General features: G+C 66.1%; 21 protein-coding genes. 12 read left to right on the forward strand and 9 right to left on the reverse strand.

Annotated features, from left to right (window positions below):
- Positions 1-280: 280 nt before the first annotated feature.
- Positions 281-1,225, reverse strand: coding sequence for a lipid kinase YegS (yegS, locus tag AC3IR9_RS19170; protein WP_489292741.1), 945 nt, complete (start codon positions 1,223-1,225; stop codon positions 281-283).
- A gap of 401 nt (positions 1,226-1,626) precedes the next feature.
- Between yegS and AC3IR9_RS19175 the strand changes: the two genes are divergently transcribed.
- Positions 1,627-2,232 carry an SMI1/KNR4 family protein gene (locus tag AC3IR9_RS19175; RefSeq protein WP_489292742.1) on the forward strand — a complete coding sequence of 202 codons (606 nt, stop codon included), beginning with the start codon at positions 1,627-1,629 and terminating at the stop codon, positions 2,230-2,232.
- A gap of 45 nt (positions 2,233-2,277) precedes the next feature.
- Here the strand turns inward: AC3IR9_RS19175 and nadS are convergent, their stop codons facing one another.
- From nadS to AC3IR9_RS19200, 5 genes are read right to left on the reverse strand one after another with little or no spacing between them, the layout of a single operon-like run.
- Positions 2,278-2,574, reverse strand: coding sequence for a NadS family protein (gene nadS / locus AC3IR9_RS19180; protein ID WP_489292744.1), 297 nt, complete (start codon positions 2,572-2,574; stop codon positions 2,278-2,280).
- A gap of 2 nt (positions 2,575-2,576) precedes the next feature.
- Complete coding sequence (locus AC3IR9_RS19185; RefSeq protein WP_489292746.1) at positions 2,577-2,891, reverse strand: type II toxin-antitoxin system RelE/ParE family toxin; 315 nt, start codon at positions 2,889-2,891, stop codon at positions 2,577-2,579.
- 44 nt (positions 2,892-2,935) lie between these two features.
- Positions 2,936-3,424: a GNAT family N-acetyltransferase gene (locus tag AC3IR9_RS19190; protein WP_489292747.1), complete on the reverse strand. Its 489-nt coding sequence runs from the start codon at positions 3,422-3,424 to the stop codon at positions 2,936-2,938.
- 3 nt (positions 3,425-3,427) lie between these two features.
- Positions 3,428-4,105 (reverse strand): ribulose-phosphate 3-epimerase, encoded by a 678-nt coding sequence (rpe, locus tag AC3IR9_RS19195; protein ID WP_489292748.1) that lies wholly within the window; start codon positions 4,103-4,105, stop codon positions 3,428-3,430.
- Positions 4,106-4,147: 42 nt separating this feature from the next.
- On the reverse strand, positions 4,148-4,477 hold the full coding sequence (locus AC3IR9_RS19200; protein ID WP_489292750.1) for a J domain-containing protein: 330 nt from the start codon (positions 4,475-4,477) through the stop codon (positions 4,148-4,150).
- A 143-nt stretch (positions 4,478-4,620) separates the two neighbouring features.
- Here AC3IR9_RS19200 and AC3IR9_RS19205 point away from each other — a divergent pair, with 143 nt between their 5' ends.
- The 8 genes from AC3IR9_RS19205 to AC3IR9_RS19240 all read left to right on the forward strand — a co-directional run bounded on the left by AC3IR9_RS19205 (position 4,621) and on the right by AC3IR9_RS19240 (position 12,440).
- The gene (locus AC3IR9_RS19205) at positions 4,621-5,547 is read left to right on the forward strand and encodes a phosphoribosylaminoimidazolesuccinocarboxamide synthase (protein WP_489292752.1); all 927 of its coding nucleotides are present in this window, start codon (positions 4,621-4,623) and stop codon (positions 5,545-5,547) included.
- Between the two features lie 131 nt (positions 5,548-5,678).
- On the forward strand, positions 5,679-6,161 hold the full coding sequence (locus tag AC3IR9_RS19210; protein ID WP_489292754.1) for an Mpo1 family 2-hydroxy fatty acid dioxygenase: 483 nt from the start codon (positions 5,679-5,681) through the stop codon (positions 6,159-6,161).
- Positions 6,162-6,532: 371 nt separating this feature from the next.
- Complete coding sequence (locus tag AC3IR9_RS19215) at positions 6,533-9,361, forward strand: monovalent cation/H+ antiporter subunit A (RefSeq protein WP_489292755.1); 2,829 nt, start codon at positions 6,533-6,535, stop codon at positions 9,359-9,361.
- Positions 9,361-9,750 (forward strand): Na+/H+ antiporter subunit C, encoded by a 390-nt coding sequence (locus AC3IR9_RS19220; protein WP_489292756.1) that lies wholly within the window; start codon positions 9,361-9,363, stop codon positions 9,748-9,750. The genes AC3IR9_RS19215 and AC3IR9_RS19220 overlap by 1 nt, the downstream gene beginning before the upstream one ends.
- Positions 9,747-11,282, forward strand: coding sequence for a monovalent cation/H+ antiporter subunit D (locus AC3IR9_RS19225; RefSeq protein WP_489292757.1), 1,536 nt, complete (start codon positions 9,747-9,749; stop codon positions 11,280-11,282). Before AC3IR9_RS19220 ends, AC3IR9_RS19225 begins: the two co-directional genes overlap by 4 nt.
- Positions 11,279-11,785: a Na+/H+ antiporter subunit E gene (locus AC3IR9_RS19230; RefSeq protein ID WP_489292759.1), complete on the forward strand. Its 507-nt coding sequence runs from the start codon at positions 11,279-11,281 to the stop codon at positions 11,783-11,785. The genes AC3IR9_RS19225 and AC3IR9_RS19230 overlap by 4 nt, the downstream gene beginning before the upstream one ends.
- Entirely contained in the window at positions 11,782-12,066 is a 285-nt protein-coding gene (locus tag AC3IR9_RS19235) for a K+/H+ antiporter subunit F (protein ID WP_489292761.1), read from the forward strand. Before AC3IR9_RS19230 ends, AC3IR9_RS19235 begins: the two co-directional genes overlap by 4 nt.
- Positions 12,063-12,440: a Na+/H+ antiporter subunit G gene (locus tag AC3IR9_RS19240; RefSeq protein WP_489292762.1), complete on the forward strand. Its 378-nt coding sequence runs from the start codon at positions 12,063-12,065 to the stop codon at positions 12,438-12,440. Before AC3IR9_RS19235 ends, AC3IR9_RS19240 begins: the two co-directional genes overlap by 4 nt.
- A 135-nt stretch (positions 12,441-12,575) precedes the next feature.
- On the opposite strand, the gene AC3IR9_RS19245 is transcribed toward AC3IR9_RS19240, so the two are convergent.
- Together AC3IR9_RS19245 and AC3IR9_RS19250 are read right to left on the reverse strand one after the other, a co-directional pair.
- The gene (locus AC3IR9_RS19245; protein WP_489292764.1) at positions 12,576-13,532 is read right to left on the reverse strand and encodes a sodium:calcium antiporter; all 957 of its coding nucleotides are present in this window, start codon (positions 13,530-13,532) and stop codon (positions 12,576-12,578) included.
- A gap of 68 nt (positions 13,533-13,600) precedes the next feature.
- Entirely contained in the window at positions 13,601-14,203 is a 603-nt protein-coding gene (locus AC3IR9_RS19250) for a hypothetical protein (protein ID WP_489292765.1), read from the reverse strand.
- 131 nt (positions 14,204-14,334) lie between these two features.
- Here AC3IR9_RS19250 and AC3IR9_RS19255 point away from each other — a divergent pair, with 131 nt between their 5' ends.
- From AC3IR9_RS19255 to AC3IR9_RS19265, 3 genes are all read left to right on the forward strand, one after another.
- A complete protein-coding gene (locus AC3IR9_RS19255; protein ID WP_489292767.1) occupies positions 14,335-14,871 on the forward strand; it encodes a hypothetical protein in 537 nt (178 codons plus the stop codon).
- A 137-nt stretch (positions 14,872-15,008) separates the two neighbouring features.
- Positions 15,009-15,260, forward strand: coding sequence for a type II toxin-antitoxin system Phd/YefM family antitoxin (locus AC3IR9_RS19260; protein WP_489292769.1), 252 nt, complete (start codon positions 15,009-15,011; stop codon positions 15,258-15,260).
- Positions 15,257-15,520 (forward strand): Txe/YoeB family addiction module toxin, encoded by a 264-nt coding sequence (locus AC3IR9_RS19265; protein WP_489292770.1) that lies wholly within the window; start codon positions 15,257-15,259, stop codon positions 15,518-15,520. The genes AC3IR9_RS19260 and AC3IR9_RS19265 overlap by 4 nt, the downstream gene beginning before the upstream one ends.
- A gap of 40 nt (positions 15,521-15,560) precedes the next feature.
- On the opposite strand, the gene hmgA is transcribed toward AC3IR9_RS19265, so the two are convergent.
- Positions 15,561-16,868, reverse strand: a complete 1,308-nt coding sequence (hmgA, locus tag AC3IR9_RS19270) for a homogentisate 1,2-dioxygenase (protein WP_489292771.1) — start codon at positions 16,866-16,868, stop codon at positions 15,561-15,563.
- Between the last annotated feature and the right edge of the window lie 146 nt (positions 16,869-17,014).

Raw genomic sequence — 17,014 nt, forward strand, 5'->3', positions numbered from 1 at the left:
ACGGCGAGCGGAAGAAAGGGTATGCGGGGTCGTCAAAATGGACACCCGGTGACTGTATCGCACTGACCGGCGCGAGGAAACCCCGGCGGTTGGGCCGGGTGGGGCCGCACGCTGGAGCGACGCGGTAGAGCCGATGCGTAGAGCCGACGCGTAGAGCCGACTGTTAGTCGGCTATCGCGCGAAGCGCGAAATGCCCGAAATGCCCGAGGTGCCCGGAAGGGTGGGAGCGCCAGGTGGGGCGTCAGGTGCCGCGCCAGGAGCAGCCGACTAACAGTCGGCTCTACTCCTGCGCGCTGCCGGGCCCCAGCAACGCACTCCCGGGATGCAGGTGCATCCGCACCCGTGCCGCCACGCATTCGATACGGAAATGCTGCGCCTTTACCGGCTCCCCGTCCAGATTCAGGGTCATCGGCTGTTCGGCGTCGATCTCTACCCAGGCGGCGCGGGTGCGTTCGGCCACCTGCTCCAGTGCGCCGGCCTTGCCGCCTTTGACCAGCGCGGCAAAGGTCGAACCGACCTCGCCGCTCAGCTCGGGGATGACCGTGACATCGAGCAGGCCATCATCGATCAGCGCTTCCGGGCACAGCACCTGGCCACCGCCGGCCTGCCGTCCGTTGCCGATGCCCAACGCGATGAAGCCGCCTTCCCACTCGAAATCCGGCGTGCGCAGGCGCGCGCGGATCGGGTCGATCCGGCCCAGCCGCGAAATGCCGGTGACCAGGTAGGCCAGCCCGCCCAGCACCTTCTTCAGCCCCTCGTCGGTTTCCACCGTGACCTCGGTACCGAAGCCGCCGCTGGCCACGTTGGCGCACCACCACCGCTTTCCGTCGGCATCGATGTTGAGCAGGTCGACCGCCCGGGCGGCGTTGTCTTCGATCAGGGCCAGCGCCTCCAGCGGCACATCGGGAATGCCCGCGGCCGTGGCGAAATCGTTGGCGGTGCCCAGCGGCACCAGGCCCAGCGAGGGCAGCGTATCGGCCGACTCCGGGCGATGCGCCAGGGTCTCGGCGACTTCGCTCAGGGTGCCGTCGCCGCCGGCGGCGATGATGGTGTCCACGCCGTGTTCGATCGCTTCGGCCACGTAGCGCTCGGCATCGCCGTCTTCCCAGGTCACCCGCACTTCCAGCGTTATCCCGCGCTCGCGCAGCGCATGCACCGCCTCGCGCAGATCCGTGTTGCCAGTGGACTTGCCATTGAGGATCAGACGCCAGCGGGGACGGCTCATGCAGCACTTCCAAGGGTGGGGGAAGCGCAGGCTAGCAGTGCGGTGCACCCGCGCCGGTGAACGTCATCAAACGGTCACCGATGCCGCGGAGAATAAGAGTCCATAGCAAGGAAGATGGATGGAGGCAGGATCAGCCTCCCGCTATTCCCAAGGCCGTGCCCGCGAGGGTGCGGCCTTTTTTTGTCGGGCCGGGCCGGGCCCGTGCGGGAATGCGATGTTGGTGGCGGCCGATCATCCGATCCCGTCACAGTCTTTTGACCTGGTCCGCGTACGCGTCCCAGATCGCACGTTGCCTTGTGGCATCAACGTGCGGTCGTCCGCTAACGTCTTGAGTAGAAATACGCATGCGCGCCGCGGCGCGTTTCGCGCCATGCCCTTCTCGATACACACGGAGCACCTTGATGGACTGGCGGACGACCTTGGATGCGCTGAACCAGGCGATTCTGGACAACCTGAAGAACAGCGCGCCGGATGTGCTCAGAGACCGTATCAATGGACCAGCCGAAGAACAGGAGCGATTTCAACGTGTCGTCACCGCGACCGAGGAAGCGCTGAGCGGTAAGCGCCACTGGTTCGGCTTTCCCGGCGCATCCGAACAGGAAATATCCGCGCGCGAGACTCAACTCGGCGTGACGTTTCCTGAAAGCTACCGCGAGTTTCTGAAGGTATCCAACGGGTTCATCATTCCGGGAAGCTTCAACGGCCCCTTGCTGCCGGTGTCGGAGGTTGAGTTTTTTGGCGAAACGAACGCGTGGATATGCGCACTGTGGGCGGATGCCGATTACCCTGAAATCACCGCGGAGAGCCGCTTGAAGTCATTGGTCCGGGTTTCATCTACCGGGCTGTGGACCAGCGACTACCTGTTGATTGAGCCGATGCCACCAACCGCTGACTGGCCGTACACCGCCTACCAATATGACCGTATGGGCGTGGAAGAAATGGCGACATTTTCGGACGTGATTGCCGAAGAGATCCGCTGGCAGAAAAGCTGCGCAGCAGGCCAATGAGGAGTGCACCGCTTCCAACAACCGCAGCGCCCAAGATGCAGCCTTTCAGCCGACCTCGGCCAGAGCGCGCAAGGTCTCTTTCGGGTTCATCTTGATGACATGAAGCAGCGCGCGGGCCGGTCCGGTAGGATCGCGCCGGCCCTGCTCCCAATTGCGCAGTGTCCCGACCTCGACATGGATGATGCTTGCGAACTTCTGCTGCGACAGGCCGGTGGCCTTTCGGATCGCGCGTACTTCCACGGGACTGATATGAAGCTCCCTCGATGGGCTGCGTTCACCGTTCAGAATTTCATCCGCTTCGGCCACGCTTCCCATCAGCTCAGCAAAAAGATTCTTGTCCATGCTCATGTCCAGTTCTCGATGATCGTGCGAAGTGCCTTTTGCTGCGAGGCGCTCAGGGTGTCCAGAACGTTCTTTGGATATGCCAACAGCATGACGATCTGCGATGCCGAAGAAAAATGGTAGTAGATGACGCGCGCGCCACCCCGCTTTCCTCGCCCCGCCAAACCAACCCGGATCTTGCGAAGGCCTCCGGTGCCTTCAATCAGATCGCCACTCTCGGGAGCTGAAGCAAGCTCAAGCTGGAACCTGGCGTAATCCTCGTCGGCCATCAGCACCTTGATCAGGCGCGTGAACGTGGGCGTTTCAATGAAGACCATGACGCATATATACGCCAATGGCGTACATACATCAATGGCGCATGTCAGCCAGCCGCAAACGCCTGCAGCGCCTCGCCTTCCATCCGGTACACCGTCCACTCGCTCTGTGGCTTGGCGCCGGCGGCTTCGTAGAAGTTGATGGCTGGCTCGTTCCAGTCCAGCACCGACCACTCGAACCGCCCGCAGCCCTCGGCTACCGCGATGCGGGCAATGTGCTGCAGCAGCGCCTTGCCCGCGCCACTGCCGCGGCTTTCCGGGCTGACATACAGGTCTTCCAGGTAGATGCCGTTGCGGCCCAGCCAGGTGGAATAGTTGTAGAAGTACACGGCGTAGCCGATGGGGTTGCCATCCACTTCGCATACCAGCGCATGCGCCTTTGCGTCCGGGCCGAACAGGCTGGCGCGGGTGCCCGCCTCGTCGGTCTGCACCGACGATTCCGCCTTTTCGTAGATGGCCAGCTCGACGATGAAGCGCAGGATCAGCGCGGCATCGTCGGCGATGGCCTTGCGGATGGTCACCGTCGTCTTCGCCATGGCTCAGCCCCGCGCCGCAGCAATATTGGCGCGCATCTGCGCAATCGTGTCCTGGTAGCTGGTGTTGGCGTTGAAGATCGCCGAGCCCGCCACGAAGGCGTCAGCACCGGCAGCGGCAATGGCGCCGATATTGTCGGCCTTCACTCCGCCATCGATCTCCAGGCGCACGTCGCGGCCGCTGGCATCGATCTTCTTGCGGATCACCCGCAGCTTGTCGAGTGCCGAGGGAATGAACGCCTGGCCGCCAAAGCCCGGGTTGACCGACATCACCAGCACCAGGTCCAGATCGTCCAGCACCCAGTCCAGGATGTCCACCGGGGTGGCCGGGTTGAGCACCAGGCCCGGCTTGCAGCCCAGCGAGCGGATCAACTGGATGGTGCGGTGCACGTGGCGGCTGGCCTCGGGGTGGAAGCTGATGTAGGTGGCACCGGCCTCGGCGAAGTCCGGAATGATGCGGTCCACCGGCTCCACCATCAGGTGCACGTCGATCGGCGCGGTCACCCCGTGCTTGCGCAGTGCCTGGCACACCATCGGGCCGATGGTCAGGTTGGGCACGTAGTGGTTGTCCATCACATCAAAGTGCACCCAGTCGGCACCGGCGGCGAGCACGTTGTCCACTTCCTCGCCGAGGCGGGCGAAATTGGCGGACAGGATTGAGGGGGCGATGATGCAGTTGGACATGGCCGGGGCCTTCAGTACGTGGAGAGGGGGCGCCGCGCGCGATCAGCGCTTGCGCAGGGTCTTGATGCGGTCGTAGGCGGCATTGAGCTGGCGCGATTTGCGCTCGGCCTGCTGGCGCAGCTCGGGGGCGGCGCCGATGACCTTGTCGGGGTGGTACTGGGACATCAGCCGGCGGTAGGCCAGGTCGACCTCCGCATCGGTGGCCTCGGAGGTCAGCCCCAGCTCGCGATAGGGGTTCTCCTTGTTCAGGCGGAACCAGTCGGCGTCGAAGGCATGGCCGATCAGCAGGCCGACCACGGCGCCAAACAGCGGGTTGGGCCTGAACAACAGGGCCCCGGCGATGAATCCGAGCAGTTTTCCGTACCAGCGCATGGTCGTCAGGGCGGCCGTGGCAATAAAGGATCCTCATTTTACGTCACAGCGGGCCCAACCGGCTTTACACTAGGCCGCCCGCTGTCTGTGCGGGCCCTCGGGTCCCCCTGGACAGCTGTCATGACGAAGCCTCAGGAGTGCCCGTGCCGACCACGTTGTTGCAATCCGATCTCCCCGGCCTGCCCTTGCGCCATCGCGGCAAGGTGCGTGATGTTTTCGACATTCCGCGCGACCGGCTCCCCGCCGGCACTCCGCCGGGGGACTACCTGCTGATGGTCGCTACCGACCGTCTGTCGGCCTTCGACGTGGTGCTTCCCGATCCGATTCCGGGCAAGGGCGAAATGCTCTGCCAGGTTTCCAACTTCTGGTTCGCCAAGACCGCGCACCTGATGCCCAACCACCTGACCGGCATCGACGTGGCCAGCGTGCTGCCCGACGGCGTCGACCCGGCGCTGTACGCCAACCGCGCGGTGGTCACCCGCAAGCTCAAGCCGGTACCGGTCGAGGCGATTGCCCGCGGCTACCTGATCGGCAGCGGCTGGAAGGATTACCAGCGCACCGGCAAGGTCAGCGGCATCGACCTGCCCGATGGCCTGCGCCAGGCCGAACAGCTGCCCGAACCGATCTTCACTCCCTCGACCAAGGCCGCCGTCGGCGACCATGACGAGAACATCGATTTCGATGCGATGGTGAAGGCCGTGGGTGTGGACCTGGCCGAGCGCGTGCGCGATGCCACCCTGCGCATCTACAAGTTCGCCGCCGATTACGCCCGTGAGCGCGGCATCATCCTGGCCGATACCAAGTTCGAATTTGGTACCGATGCCGATGGTCGCCTGTACATCATGGACGAGATGCTGACCCCGGATTCGTCGCGTTACTGGCCGGCTGACGAGTACGAGGTGGGCACCAGCCCGCCGAGCTACGACAAGCAGTTCGTGCGCGATTACCTGGAAACGCTGGACTGGGGCAAGACCGCCCCGGGTCCGAGCATCCCGGCCGCGATCATCGAGCGCACCCGCGCCAAGTACGCCGAAGCGCTGCAGCGCCTGGCGGGGATCTCGGTCGACTGACCGCCACGGCGTTCCCCGGCCGCCAGCCGGGGAACGCCGTTGTCGATGCCGGGCGCCGATACAGGGCAGCCGACCAACGGTCGGCTCTACGGGTTGGGGGCGGTATGCTGTGCCGATTCCTGGGAGGGAACATGGCCACCACCACCGTCGCGCGCCCGATCGACCGCTACTTCGCCAGCTATTCCGACGACCACCGCAACGCGCTGAACCAGCGCATCCACGTGGTGGCCGTGCCGGCGATCCTGTGGTCGGTGGTGGCGCTGCTGTGGTGCCTGCCGCCGCTGATCACCTGGTTCCAGAACGGGATCTGGGCAGCGATGGGGATGTTCGCGGCGTGGTGCTGGTACAACCGGATGTCACGCCCGCTGGGCATCGGCATGCTGGTGCTGTTTTTCGTGTGCGGCTGCCTGTGCCGCCTGCTGGAAGCGGAACTCGGCCTGGGCGGGCTGCTGAAGACCGCCATCGCGGTGTTCGTGGTGGCCTGGATCGCGCAGTTCGTCGGCCACAAGCTGGAAGGCCGCAAGCCCAGCTTCCTGACCGACCTGACCTACCTGCTGATCGGCCCGGCCTGGGTGATGGCCAAAGGCTACCGGGCGCTGGGCTGGCGCTATTGACCCGGTGAGGCGGGTTGGGGGCGGCCGACGCTTTTTCTGAACGAGAGGGATGCTCACGGGCGCGCCACGGCGAGGCGTCCAGCATCGTCATGGGCGGCATGTGGAACCGGCAATCTGTTCATGTGCGCGTCATCGGCCGACCCCGCGCAGCCCCTGCCATTGCTGGGCCGGAACCTTCACGAGGGACCAGAAACGGCAAAGTGGGCGGCACCGATCCATACGGGCTTGAACAGTCTCGAATGGGGACGATACGAGGCCTGAAAAAATGAATCACGCACGTTACATGCAATTGGTGGCTTATTCGGGTGTATCGGCAACAATTGCCTGCCTGTTAGACTAAACGACCTGCTCGTGAATCCCGCATTCCCTGCATGAATCCAAGCCTGCTCCTGCTGCTCGCCCTGCCCTTCCTGATGGCCGTGGCGGTCGCCTCATTCCGCCACACCTCCCGCTCCACGGCCGCCTGGTTGGCCGCGGCCGCTCCCTTGGGCGGGCTGGTGCTGCTGGCCACGATGACCCCTGACATCCTCGATGGCGGGGTCGTGCGCAGTGTCGGCCAGTGGTTGCCGCAGATCGGGCTGGCCTTCTCGCTGCGCCTGGACGGGCTGGCCTGGATGTTCGCCGGGATGGTGCTGGCCATCGGCGCGCTGGTGGTGATGTATGCGCACTACTACCTCAGCGCGCGCGACAGTGCCCACCGCTTCTACTGCTACCTGCTGCTGTTCATGGGCGCCATGCTGGGCATGGTGCTGTCGGGCAACCTGCTGCTGCTGATGGTGTTCTGGGAAATGACCAGCATCAGCTCGTTCCTGCTGATCGGCTTCTGGTCACACCGCCAGGATGCGCGCGAAGGTGCGCGGATGGCGCTGGTGGTCACCGGTGGCGGTGGCCTGGCCCTGCTCGGCGGCGTGCTGCTGATCGGGCGCATCGTGGGCAGCTTCGAACTGGACGTGGTGCTGGCCAGCGGTGATCTGATCCGCGCCAGCGCGCTCTATCCCTATGCCCTGTTCCTGGTGCTGGCGGGCATCTTCACCAAGAGCGCGCAGTTCCCGTTCCACTTCTGGCTGCCGCACGCGATGGCCGCGCCCACCCCGGTGTCGGCCTACCTGCACTCGGCCACGATGGTCAAAGCCGGCGTGTTCCTGCTGGCGCGGCTGCATCCGGCGCTGGCCGGTACCGACCTGTTCTTCTATACGGTCAGCGGCATCGGTGCGATCACCCTGCTGATCGGCGCCTGGAATGCGATCTTCCAGCATGACCTGAAAGGCCTGCTGGCCTACTCGACCATCTCGCACCTGGGCCTGATCACGATGCTGTTCGGGCTGTCCACGCCGATGGCGGTGGTGGCCGGGGTGTTCCACATCCTCAACCACGCCACCTTCAAGGCGTCGTTGTTCATGGCCGCGGGCATCATCGACCACGAAACCGGCACCCGCGACATGCGCAAGCTCGGCGGGCTGCGCCGGTTGATGCCCTTCACCAGTGCGCTGGCGATCATCGCCTCGCTGGCGATGGCCGGCATTCCGCTGCTCAACGGCTTCCTGTCCAAGGAAATGCTGTTCGCCGAGGCGCTCAGCGCCGGCGGCCCGGAGACCATGCGCATCGCGATGTCGATCGCCGCGCTGCTGGCCGGCGTGTTCGGCGTGGCCTACAGCCTGCGTTTCGTGCACGACACCTTCTTCGGCAAGGGCCCGCACGATCTGGACCGCGTGCCGCATGAGCCACCGCGCTTCATGAAGGTGCCGGTGGAAATCCTGGTGGTGGTCTGCGTGGCCGTGGGCGTGGCCCCGGCGATCACCATCGCCCCGGTGCTGCACGCGGCCGCATCGTCGATCCTGGGCCCGGCGATGCCCGCCTACAGCCTGTCGGTGTGGCACGGCTTCAACACGCCGCTGATGATGAGCATCGCCGGGGTGATCGGCGGCATCGCGCTGTACTTCGGCCTGCGCCGCCTGATCAACCTGCACGCGGTAGTGACCCGCACCCTCGGCCGCAACCTGTTCCACAAGCAGCTGGACCTGGTGTTCGGCTTCGCCCACCGGCTGACCCAGGCAGTGGCCAACGGCAGCCTGCAGCGCATGCTGATGGCGCTGGTGGTGGTGGCGATCATCGTTGCGGCCGCGCCGTTCCTGGCCGACCCCGGTTCGCCGAACTGGCCCTCGCCGCAGCCGATTCCGCTGCTGGGCTGGGCCCTGTGGCTGGTGATGATGGGCTGCGCGGTGAGCGCGTTGTTCGTCTACCGGCAACGCCTGCTGGCGGTGCTGGTGCTGGGCGGGGTCGGGCTGATGGTGTCGCTGACCTTCGTGTTCCTGTCCGCACCGGACCTGGCGCTGACCCAGCTGCTGGTGGAAATGGTCACCCTGGTGCTGATGCTGCTGGGCATGAACTACCTGCCTGCGCAGTCGCCCCCGGAACACTCGCGCTGGCGCAAGCGCCGCGATGCGGTGATCGCGATGATCGGTGGCGGTGGCCTGGCCGCGCTGGCCTATACCGCGATGACCCTGCCGCCCAACACGATGGCCGGCGAGCTGGTCGCGCGTGCGCTGCCCGAGGCTTACGGGCAGAACGTGGTCAACGTGATCCTGGTGGACTTCCGCGGCTTCGATACGTTCGGCGAGATCACCGTGTTCGGTATCGCCGCCCTGGTGGTGCACGCGATGCTGCGACGCTCGCGGATGGCACCGGAGCAGATCATGCCGGGCCCGCCGATCAAGCTGCCGGTGCCGGCCGATCTGGCCCAGATCATGTTCCCGCTCACCCTGACCGTATCGATCTTCCTGTTCCTGCGCGGCCACAACGCGCCCGGTGGTGGCTTCATCGCCGGTCTGGTGCTGGCGGTGCCGCTGCTGATCCAGTACGTCATCCAGGGCACCACCTCGGTGGAATCGCGGTTCGGCTTCGACTACATCCGCTGCATCGGCGCCGGCCTGTTGATCGCCATCGTCAGTGGCAGCGCATCGATGCTGTTCGGCGTGCCGTTCCTGACCAGCGGCCACCTGGACCTGCACATTCCGCTGATCGGCGAGGTACCGCTGGCCAGCGCGATCGGGTTCGATACCGGCGTGTACCTGGTGGTGTTCGGCGGGGCGATGCTGATGCTGTCGATGATGGGCACGATCAAGCCCTCGCGCACCCGCAATGCCCGCAAGGGCGAGATCGATCCCAACCGACGTTCGGCCAAGACCGGGGAGATGCACTGATGGAACTGGCCCTGGCAAGCGCGATCGGCGTATTGAGTGCGATCGGCATCTACCTGCTGCTGCGTGCGCGCACCTTCGATGTGATCCTCGGGATGACCTTCCTGTCCTACGCGACCAACCTGCTGATCTTCGCCGGTGGCCGGGTGGTGTCGGGCAAGGCACCGGTGCTGCGCGAAGGGATCGACAGCAATCTGGGCAACTACACCGACCCGTTGCCGCAGGCGCTGGTGCTGACCGCGATCGTGATCGCCTTTGCGATGACCGCGGTGAGCATCGTGCTGGCCATGCGCAGCCGTAGCGACAACCACAGCGACCACGTCGACGCGCACGAGGAAGCGCCCGATCCGGCGCCTGCCGATACGGCCCCGGGCCGGGAGGGCGGCGCATGAACCATGCGGTGATCCTGCCGATCCTGATCCCGCTGTTCGGCGCGGCCTGCTCGCTGTTCGTCGAGCACCGCCGCTATGGGCCCCGGGTGCAGCGCGCGGTGGCATGGACCACGCTGGCCGCGCTGGCCGCGGCGGTGGCGCTGCTGTTTGCGCAGACCGCCGACGGCAGCATCGCGGTGTACCTGCTCGGCGACTGGCCCTCGCGGCTGGGGATCGCGCTGGTCGCCGACCGGCTGTCGGCCTGGATGCTGGTCACCACGCTGCTGCTGGCCATTCCCTGCCTGCTGCATGCGTGCTCGGGCTGGGACCGGCGTGCGCCGCACTTCCACGCCCTGTTCCAGTTCCAGCTGGTGGGCCTGAACGGTGCGTTCCTCACCGGCGACATCTTCAACCTGTTCGTGTTCTTCGAGGTGATGCTGATCGCCTCCTACGGCCTGCTGCTCAGCGGCGGGCGCGGCCTGCGCATGCGCATCGGCCTGCACTACGTGGTGTTCAACGTCACCGCCTCGACCCTGTTCCTGATCGCACTCGGCCTGCTGTACGCCTCGCTGGGGTCGCTCAACATGGCCGAGCTGTCGCAGCGCATCGCCGAGGTACCGCCCTCGCACCTGGTGCTGGTCAAGGCGACCATGGGGTTGCTGCTGCTGGTGTTCTGCAGCAAGGCCGCGCTGATGCCGCTGTACCTGTGGCTGCCCGAGGCCTATGCGCGCGCCCCGGCGGCGGTGGCCGCGCTGTTTGCGATCATGACCAAGGTAGGCCTGTATGCGGTGCTGCGGGTCAGCACGCTGTGGTTCGGTGAAGACGCCGGTCCGATGGCCGGTTACGGCAGCGACTGGCTGCTGTGGGCCGGCGTGGCCACGCTGGTGTTGGGCGGGCTGGGTGTGCTGGCCGCCGCGCGCCTGCGGGTGATGATTTCCTACCTGGTGGTGGTGTCGGCCGCCACGCTGTTCATCGCCTTTGCGATCCGCACGCCTGCCGTGTTGTCGGCCGGCCTGTACTACCTGCCGCACAGCACCTTCGTGGCTGCCGCGCTGTTCCTGGTCGCCGACCTGATCCGTCGCCGCCGTGGCGGTGCCAGCGACAGGAAAGAGATCATCGCGCCGATGCCGGGCAAACAGACCCCGGCGGTGCTGTTCCTGATTGGTGCGGTCGCCGTGGCCGGGTTGCCGCCGTTGTCCGGGTTCCTGGCCAAGGCCGCGCTGCTGGCCGGGATGCCGGCGCAGTACACCGGCGTGGTCTGGACGGCAGTGCTGGGCAGCAGTCTGATGGTCATCATCGGCATCACCCGCGCCGGCATCCGCCTGTTCTGGCGCGTGCCCGCGCAGGAAGCAGGTGTACCGCCGCCGCGCAAGGCGCCCACCCGCACGGTGGAACTGTTCGCCGCCGCGCTGCTGCTGGTCTATGGCATCGGCATGAGCGTGTTCGCCAATCCGCTGATGCAGCACACCGATGCGATGGCCCGGCAGTTGCTGCAGCCGGCCGGGTATGTGGGTGAACTGCGCGCCACCACGCCGGAGATCCGCCAGCCATGACGCGCAGACCCTCGCTGTTCAAGCGGCTGATTCCCTCGCCATCGTTGAGCGTGATGGTGGTGGCGTTCTGGCTGTTGATGTCCGACAGCTTCACCCTCGGCCAGTTCGTGCTTGGCCTGGTACTGGGCGTGGTGGTGCCGCTGTTCGCCGCCCGGCTGGACCGCGAGTTCGCCCGCATCGGTTCGCTCAAGCCACTGCCCAAGCTGATCTGCGTGACCTTGTGGGACATCCTGGTGTCCAACATCCGCGTGGCCATCCAGGTGCTCGGCCCGGAACGGCGCATCCATCCCGGCTTCATCTGGTTGCCGCTGGACATCGCAAACATCCATGGCATCGCCGCGCTGACCAGCATGATCACGCTGACCCCGGGCACGGTGTCGGCGGCGCTGTCCGATGACCGCCGGCACCTATTGGTGCACGTGCTGCACCTGGACGATCCGGACGAACTGATCCGGCAGATCAAGACGCGCTACGAAGCGCCATTGATGGAGATCTTCCCATGACTGGTTTCACCTTCATCCAGACCACCATGGTGGTGTGCATGCACGTGGTTGGCCTGGCCATGCTGCTGGCCACCTGGCGCCTGCTGCGCGGCCCGACCGTGCCCGACCGCATCCTGGCCCTGGACACGCTGTCGGTGACCGCCATCGCCGAGCTGATGCTGTTCGGCATGTACCTCAACTCGGCGGTATATTTCGAGGCCGCGCTGATCATCGCCATGCTCGGCTTCGGCAGCACCGTGGTGCTGAGCAAGTTCGTGCTGCGCCGGGACATCGTCGAATGATCACCTTCATCCAGATCGTGCTGTCGATCCTGCTGCTGTTCGGCTGCTTCTTCATCCTGGTCGGCGCGCTGGGGCTGGTGAAGCTGTCCACGTTCTTCAAGCGCCTGCATGCACCCACCAAGGCCAGCACGCTGGGCGTGGGCTGCGTGCTGGTGGGATCGGTGTGTTACCACATCTTCCTGGGCGAAGATCCGCAGCCGCGCGAGCTGCTGATCACCGTGTTCCTGTTCATCACCGCACCCATCAGCGCACACATGATGGCCAAGGCGGCGCTGTCGCTGATGATGGGAAAACGCCCCAGCCTGCCCGGCCATGAAACCGCCAAGGAAGAACAGCTGCCGCCCCCGCGCCCGGAAGGCGAACAGACCCGGTAGAGCCGACCGTTGGTCGGCTGCTCTTCGGCACGATGCGCGCAGCCGACCAACGGTCGGCTCTACCGGGCGTGGATTGGTGCAGCCGACCAACGGTCGGCTCTACCGCCGGGGCGCGACGGTCGCCGACACTGCCTCTCAGCCGCCCCAGACCAGTGCCAGCTCCAGCGCCACCCAGCCCAGGAATGCCACCAGCAACACCGCGCCTTCGCGGCGACTGATGGTGAGGTCGCCGCGCAGCATCGGGTACAGCACCAGCACGAAGGCGATCGCGGCCGGCAGTTCCAGCTTCACGAACGACTCGGGCAGGGCCAGCGGCCGCAAGGCCGCCATGCCGCCCACCACCACCAGCAGGTTGAACAGGCTCGAGCCGATCACGTGGCCCAGCACCATGTCACCCTGCCCGCGCCGCGCCGCGGCGATGGCCGCGGCCACTTCCGGCAATGCGGTGCCGATGGCCACCGGCAACAGGCCCACCAGCAGCGGCGACCAGCCCAGGCCCGCGCCGAACACCGGCGCCGCCTGCACGATCCAGCGCGCGCCGTAGTACAGGCACAGCCCGGCGAACAACAGCCGGAGGATATTGAGGAACACCCCGGTGCGGGTCATCGCATAGCCGGCAATGGCCTCGCGCACCGGCTCGGACTCCCCCCGTGCGCGGCGCAGCACGAACACCATCATGGCAACGAAGCCCAGCAGCAGCAGGCCGCCTTCCCAGCGCGTGACCACCCCGTCCAGGCCGAACACGATCAGCGCCAGGCTGGCCACCGCCAGCAGCACCAGCATCGGCGACAACAGCCGCGCGCGGACCAGCAGCGGTGCCGCCAGTGCGGCCAGGCCCAGGGTCAGGCCGACGTTGACGATGTTGCTGCCCACCGCGTTGCCCAATGCCAGTTCTTCGGCTCCCACCACGAAGGCGCGTGCGTTGACCACCAGTTCCGGCAACGAGGTGCCGAAGGCCACCAGCAGCAGGCCTGCCACGAACGGCGAGGCACCCAGCCGCTGGGCCAGGCCGGAGGCTGCCTTGACGATCGAATCCCCGCCCAATGCCAGCAGCAGCAGACCCAGCAGGAACCAAGCGGTGGCAGCGATCATCGGGAAGGTCCGGCAGTCAGGCGTGAGCCGATTCTAGGGCCAGTCGGGGTGCGTGGGGTGAGAGGGCCTCAGGAACAGCCCTCGACGTAATCCACCTGCGGGGGCTGGCCCACGCGCCAGGCGGTGACGGTATCGTCGCCGTTGATCTCGAAGTTGACGATCGCCCCACCCTCGCTGGCCGGACGCACGCGCAGGTTATGGCCCTTCTCGTCGTACTTGTGCGCGGTGATATCACCCCGATCGGGGTACAGCGTCTGCAGTTGCCCCAGCGACATGCCGACCTTACCGCCACCGGGTGCGGTAATGCGGTCGTTGCGCACGTCGTAGCGGACCAGGCGCTTGCCTTCGATCATCAGGATCACGTCATCGGCCTGTGCACCCTCGGGCCGCAGTGCGTGGCAGTAGTCGTCAGGCACCTCGCCGCGTAGCGGCTGCTTCCAGGCCGCGCGCACCGCTTGCACCGTGCTGCCCAGTGCAAGCGGGCCGTAGCCATCCAGCCGGGCCGGGCCGGTGGCAGCCGGGTCCTGCGTTGCAGCGGGCGCGGCCGCGGGCGCCTCGGCCGGCGTCGGCACCGCGGCCTCGGCATCCCTGGACGGGGTTTCAGGAGTGCGGTCGCAGCCGCCCAACGCCAAGACGATACCCAGTGCCAGAACGCTTCCCAGCTGTTTCATGTGCAGTCCTCCGGTCGATGCAGGGCAGCCTAGCGCGATCACCGTGCACTGGCTGCATGCACTGGCGTGGCTGTCATCGCAGTTTCACCTGCCGCGTTCAGGCTCGGCCTGCACCGCAACGACCCCCGCCCATGCAACCGCGCAAGACCGACCTCGCCCGTACCGCCCTGCAGGCCCACCGCGCGCCCCTGGACATGCGCCAGCGCCGCCTGCTGATCCTGTGCGACGGCCAACGCGACCTGCCGCAGCTCACCGCCATGATCGGGCCGGAAGCGTCCGCGATGGTGATCCAGCTGATCCAGGCCGGGTACCTGCAATCGACCGCGCCGGCCGAACCCGCGCCCGCCGCGCGCCCTGCCAATGCCGCAACCATGGCAACCGTTGCCGCCGCACCGGTCACCGAACGCCGCCGCTCGCTGGTCGCTGCGCGGATCTACCTACTCGACATCCTCGAACTGCAGCGGCACCCGCACGCGGCCGCACTGCTGCACGCGTTGCAGCAGGCACGCAGCGACGACACCGTGCTCGCTGCACTGTGCACCGCCCTGGATGCGCTGCCGACACTGACTTCTACTGGATATGCCGAGCGCGTGCGGCAGCGGATGCTGGAGGTGTTGCCTATCGAACATGCGCCGCAGCTGGCCACGGCATCCACTGCGTCAGCTTGATACTCTCTGGATGCCGTGGTTTTGATTGATTGCGACTATCGCAATTCTCCGTCGAGCGACCACCTCCCACAAGGTCAATTGACCTCGCCAGATCGATGCGTACGATTTTCTGTACAAGCCCGGCGGAGGCATCGACCATGCAGCTCCTGACCTACAGCGCGGCGCGTGCCGCTTTGGCTGAAACAATGGATCGCGTCATCAATGATCACGAACCGGTCACCATCACCCGCAGCGGACAGAAGGCCGTGGTGATGATGTCGCTGGAGGATTACCGCTCCATCGAAGAAACCGTGTATCTGTTGCGCTCACCGGCCAACGCGGCCCGCTTGGCGACCGCGATTGAGCAGCTCGACGCAGGCGGAGGCACCGCGCGCGAGCTCATCGAGTGAGGCTGCCGTTCTCCGATGCGGCGTGGGAGGACTATCTACACTGGCAGCACGCGGACAAGCGCAAGGTCGCACGCATCAATACCCTGCTGAAAGCCATTGTCCGCACCCCCTACGAAGGTATAGGCAAGCCGCAACGGCTTCGGTTCGACCAGCCAGGATGGTGGTCGCGGCGCATCGACCAGGAGCATCGTGCGGTCTACCGCGTCGAAGCGGGCGTGGTGCTGACTGCCTCGCTTCGCTTCCACTACCAGGCCGCGTGACACCAGCGCGGTATCGGCCAATGCAGACACCGCATTCCGATCATCCCGTGAAGTGCTTCTTCAACCCCGCCCAGCACTGCTGGTACCCACGCTGCCGGTGCGTGGCATCCATCGCCTGCGCGGTGGGCCGGATCACCCCGCGGGTTTCAAACATGAAGGCCATGGTGTCCTTGATCACATCGGGCTTGCTCAGGTCGGCCGCCGAGGCCTTTTCGAATGTGACCGCATCCGGGCCGTGGCCGCTCATGCAGTTGTGCAGCGAGGACCCACCCGGCACGAAGCCTTCGGCCTTGGCATCGTACGCGCCGTGGATCAGGCCCATGAACTCGCTGGCGATGTTGCGGTGGAACCACGGCGGACGGAAGGTGTTCTGCGCTACCAGCCAGCGTGGCGGGAAGATCGCGAAATCCATGTTGCTGGTGCCAGGTGTGTCGCTGGGCGAATGCAGCACCAGGAAGATCGACGGGTCCGGATGGTCGTGGCTGATCGAGCCGAGGGTGTTGAAGCGGCGCAGGTCGTAGCGGTATGGCGCGTAGTTGCCATGCCATGCGACTACGTCCAGCGGCGAATGATCCAGGGACGCACGCCACAACTGGCCACCGAATTTTGCGATCAGCTCGAAGTCGCCGTCGAGGTTCTCGTAAGCGGCTTCAGGCGTTTCAAAATCACGCGGATTGGCCAGGCCATTGGACCCGATCGGGCCCAGGTCGGGCAGCTTCAGCAGCGCGCCGAAGTTTTCACAGATATAGCCACGCGCCTGCCCGTCGGGCAGTTCGACACGGAAGCGCACGCCGCGTGGCACCACCGCGATCTGCTGCGGCTCGATGTCGATCACGCCCAACTCGGTCAGCAACCGCAGGCGGCCCAACTGCGGCACGATCAGCAGCTCACCATCGGCGTTGTAGAAATAGCGGCCCTGCATGTCGGCATTGGCCGCATACAGATGGATGCCCACGCCATGGTGCGCATCGGGCGCGCCGTTGCCGCCCATGGTGTACAGGCCATCGACGAAATCGGTGGGCGCGTCAGGTAATGGCAACGGGTCCCAGCGCAACTGGTTCGGCGAAACCGTACCCTGCGCGAAATCGCCGTGCAGGTGCGGTTGCGGTTGCGCATACGCGCTGAATTCGCCGTGCGACACCGCCGGACGGATCCGATACAACCAGCTGCGCCGGTTGCTGCCGCGCGGAGCGGTGAATGCCGTGCCCGAGAGCTGCTCGGCATACAGGCCATGGGCCACCCGCTGCGGCGAGTTGCGGCCTATCGGCAGCGCGCCCGGCACGGCCTCGGTAGCGAACTCGTTGCCGAATCCAGTCTGGTAGCCGCGGGCGGTGGTGGAGGTGGTCATCGTTGGATGTCCTGGCGGGGCCGGGGATGAACCGCCGGGCAGGGCCCGGCGCTACGGAAGCGCGACCGGGCCGGGCCCGGTGTTGCGGGCGGCCGGAGCCGCCCTTGCCACGTTACAGCACGCTTTGTTGCAGCATGCCTTGTTGC

The sequence above is a fragment of the Stenotrophomonas sp. GL_101 genome (assembly GCF_057835675.1).

Coding starts and splice junctions, on each gene's coding strand:
- yegS (WP_489292741.1), bottom strand. CDS start 1,225: ATGAGCCGTCCCCGCTGGCGTCTGATCCTCAATGGCAAGTCCACTGGC.
- AC3IR9_RS19175 (WP_489292742.1), top strand. CDS start 1,627: ATGGACTGGCGGACGACCTTGGATGCGCTGAACCAGGCGATTCTGGAC.
- nadS (WP_489292744.1), bottom strand. CDS start 2,574: ATGGACAAGAATCTTTTTGCTGAGCTGATGGGAAGCGTGGCCGAAGCG.
- AC3IR9_RS19185 (WP_489292746.1), bottom strand. CDS start 2,891: ATGGTCTTCATTGAAACGCCCACGTTCACGCGCCTGATCAAGGTGCTG.
- AC3IR9_RS19190 (WP_489292747.1), bottom strand. CDS start 3,424: ATGGCGAAGACGACGGTGACCATCCGCAAGGCCATCGCCGACGATGCC.
- rpe (WP_489292748.1), bottom strand. CDS start 4,105: ATGTCCAACTGCATCATCGCCCCCTCAATCCTGTCCGCCAATTTCGCC.
- AC3IR9_RS19200 (WP_489292750.1), bottom strand. CDS start 4,477: ATGCGCTGGTACGGAAAACTGCTCGGATTCATCGCCGGGGCCCTGTTG.
- AC3IR9_RS19210 (WP_489292754.1), top strand. CDS start 5,679: ATGGCCACCACCACCGTCGCGCGCCCGATCGACCGCTACTTCGCCAGC.
- AC3IR9_RS19215 (WP_489292755.1), top strand. CDS start 6,533: ATGAATCCAAGCCTGCTCCTGCTGCTCGCCCTGCCCTTCCTGATGGCC.
- AC3IR9_RS19220 (WP_489292756.1), top strand. CDS start 9,361: ATGGAACTGGCCCTGGCAAGCGCGATCGGCGTATTGAGTGCGATCGGC.
- AC3IR9_RS19225 (WP_489292757.1), top strand. CDS start 9,747: ATGAACCATGCGGTGATCCTGCCGATCCTGATCCCGCTGTTCGGCGCG.
- AC3IR9_RS19230 (WP_489292759.1), top strand. CDS start 11,279: ATGACGCGCAGACCCTCGCTGTTCAAGCGGCTGATTCCCTCGCCATCG.
- AC3IR9_RS19235 (WP_489292761.1), top strand. CDS start 11,782: ATGACTGGTTTCACCTTCATCCAGACCACCATGGTGGTGTGCATGCAC.
- AC3IR9_RS19240 (WP_489292762.1), top strand. CDS start 12,063: ATGATCACCTTCATCCAGATCGTGCTGTCGATCCTGCTGCTGTTCGGC.
- AC3IR9_RS19245 (WP_489292764.1), bottom strand. CDS start 13,532: ATGATCGCTGCCACCGCTTGGTTCCTGCTGGGTCTGCTGCTGCTGGCA.
- AC3IR9_RS19250 (WP_489292765.1), bottom strand. CDS start 14,203: ATGAAACAGCTGGGAAGCGTTCTGGCACTGGGTATCGTCTTGGCGTTG.
- AC3IR9_RS19255 (WP_489292767.1), top strand. CDS start 14,335: ATGCAACCGCGCAAGACCGACCTCGCCCGTACCGCCCTGCAGGCCCAC.
- AC3IR9_RS19260 (WP_489292769.1), top strand. CDS start 15,009: ATGCAGCTCCTGACCTACAGCGCGGCGCGTGCCGCTTTGGCTGAAACA.
- hmgA (WP_489292771.1), bottom strand. CDS start 16,868: ATGACCACCTCCACCACCGCCCGCGGCTACCAGACTGGATTCGGCAAC.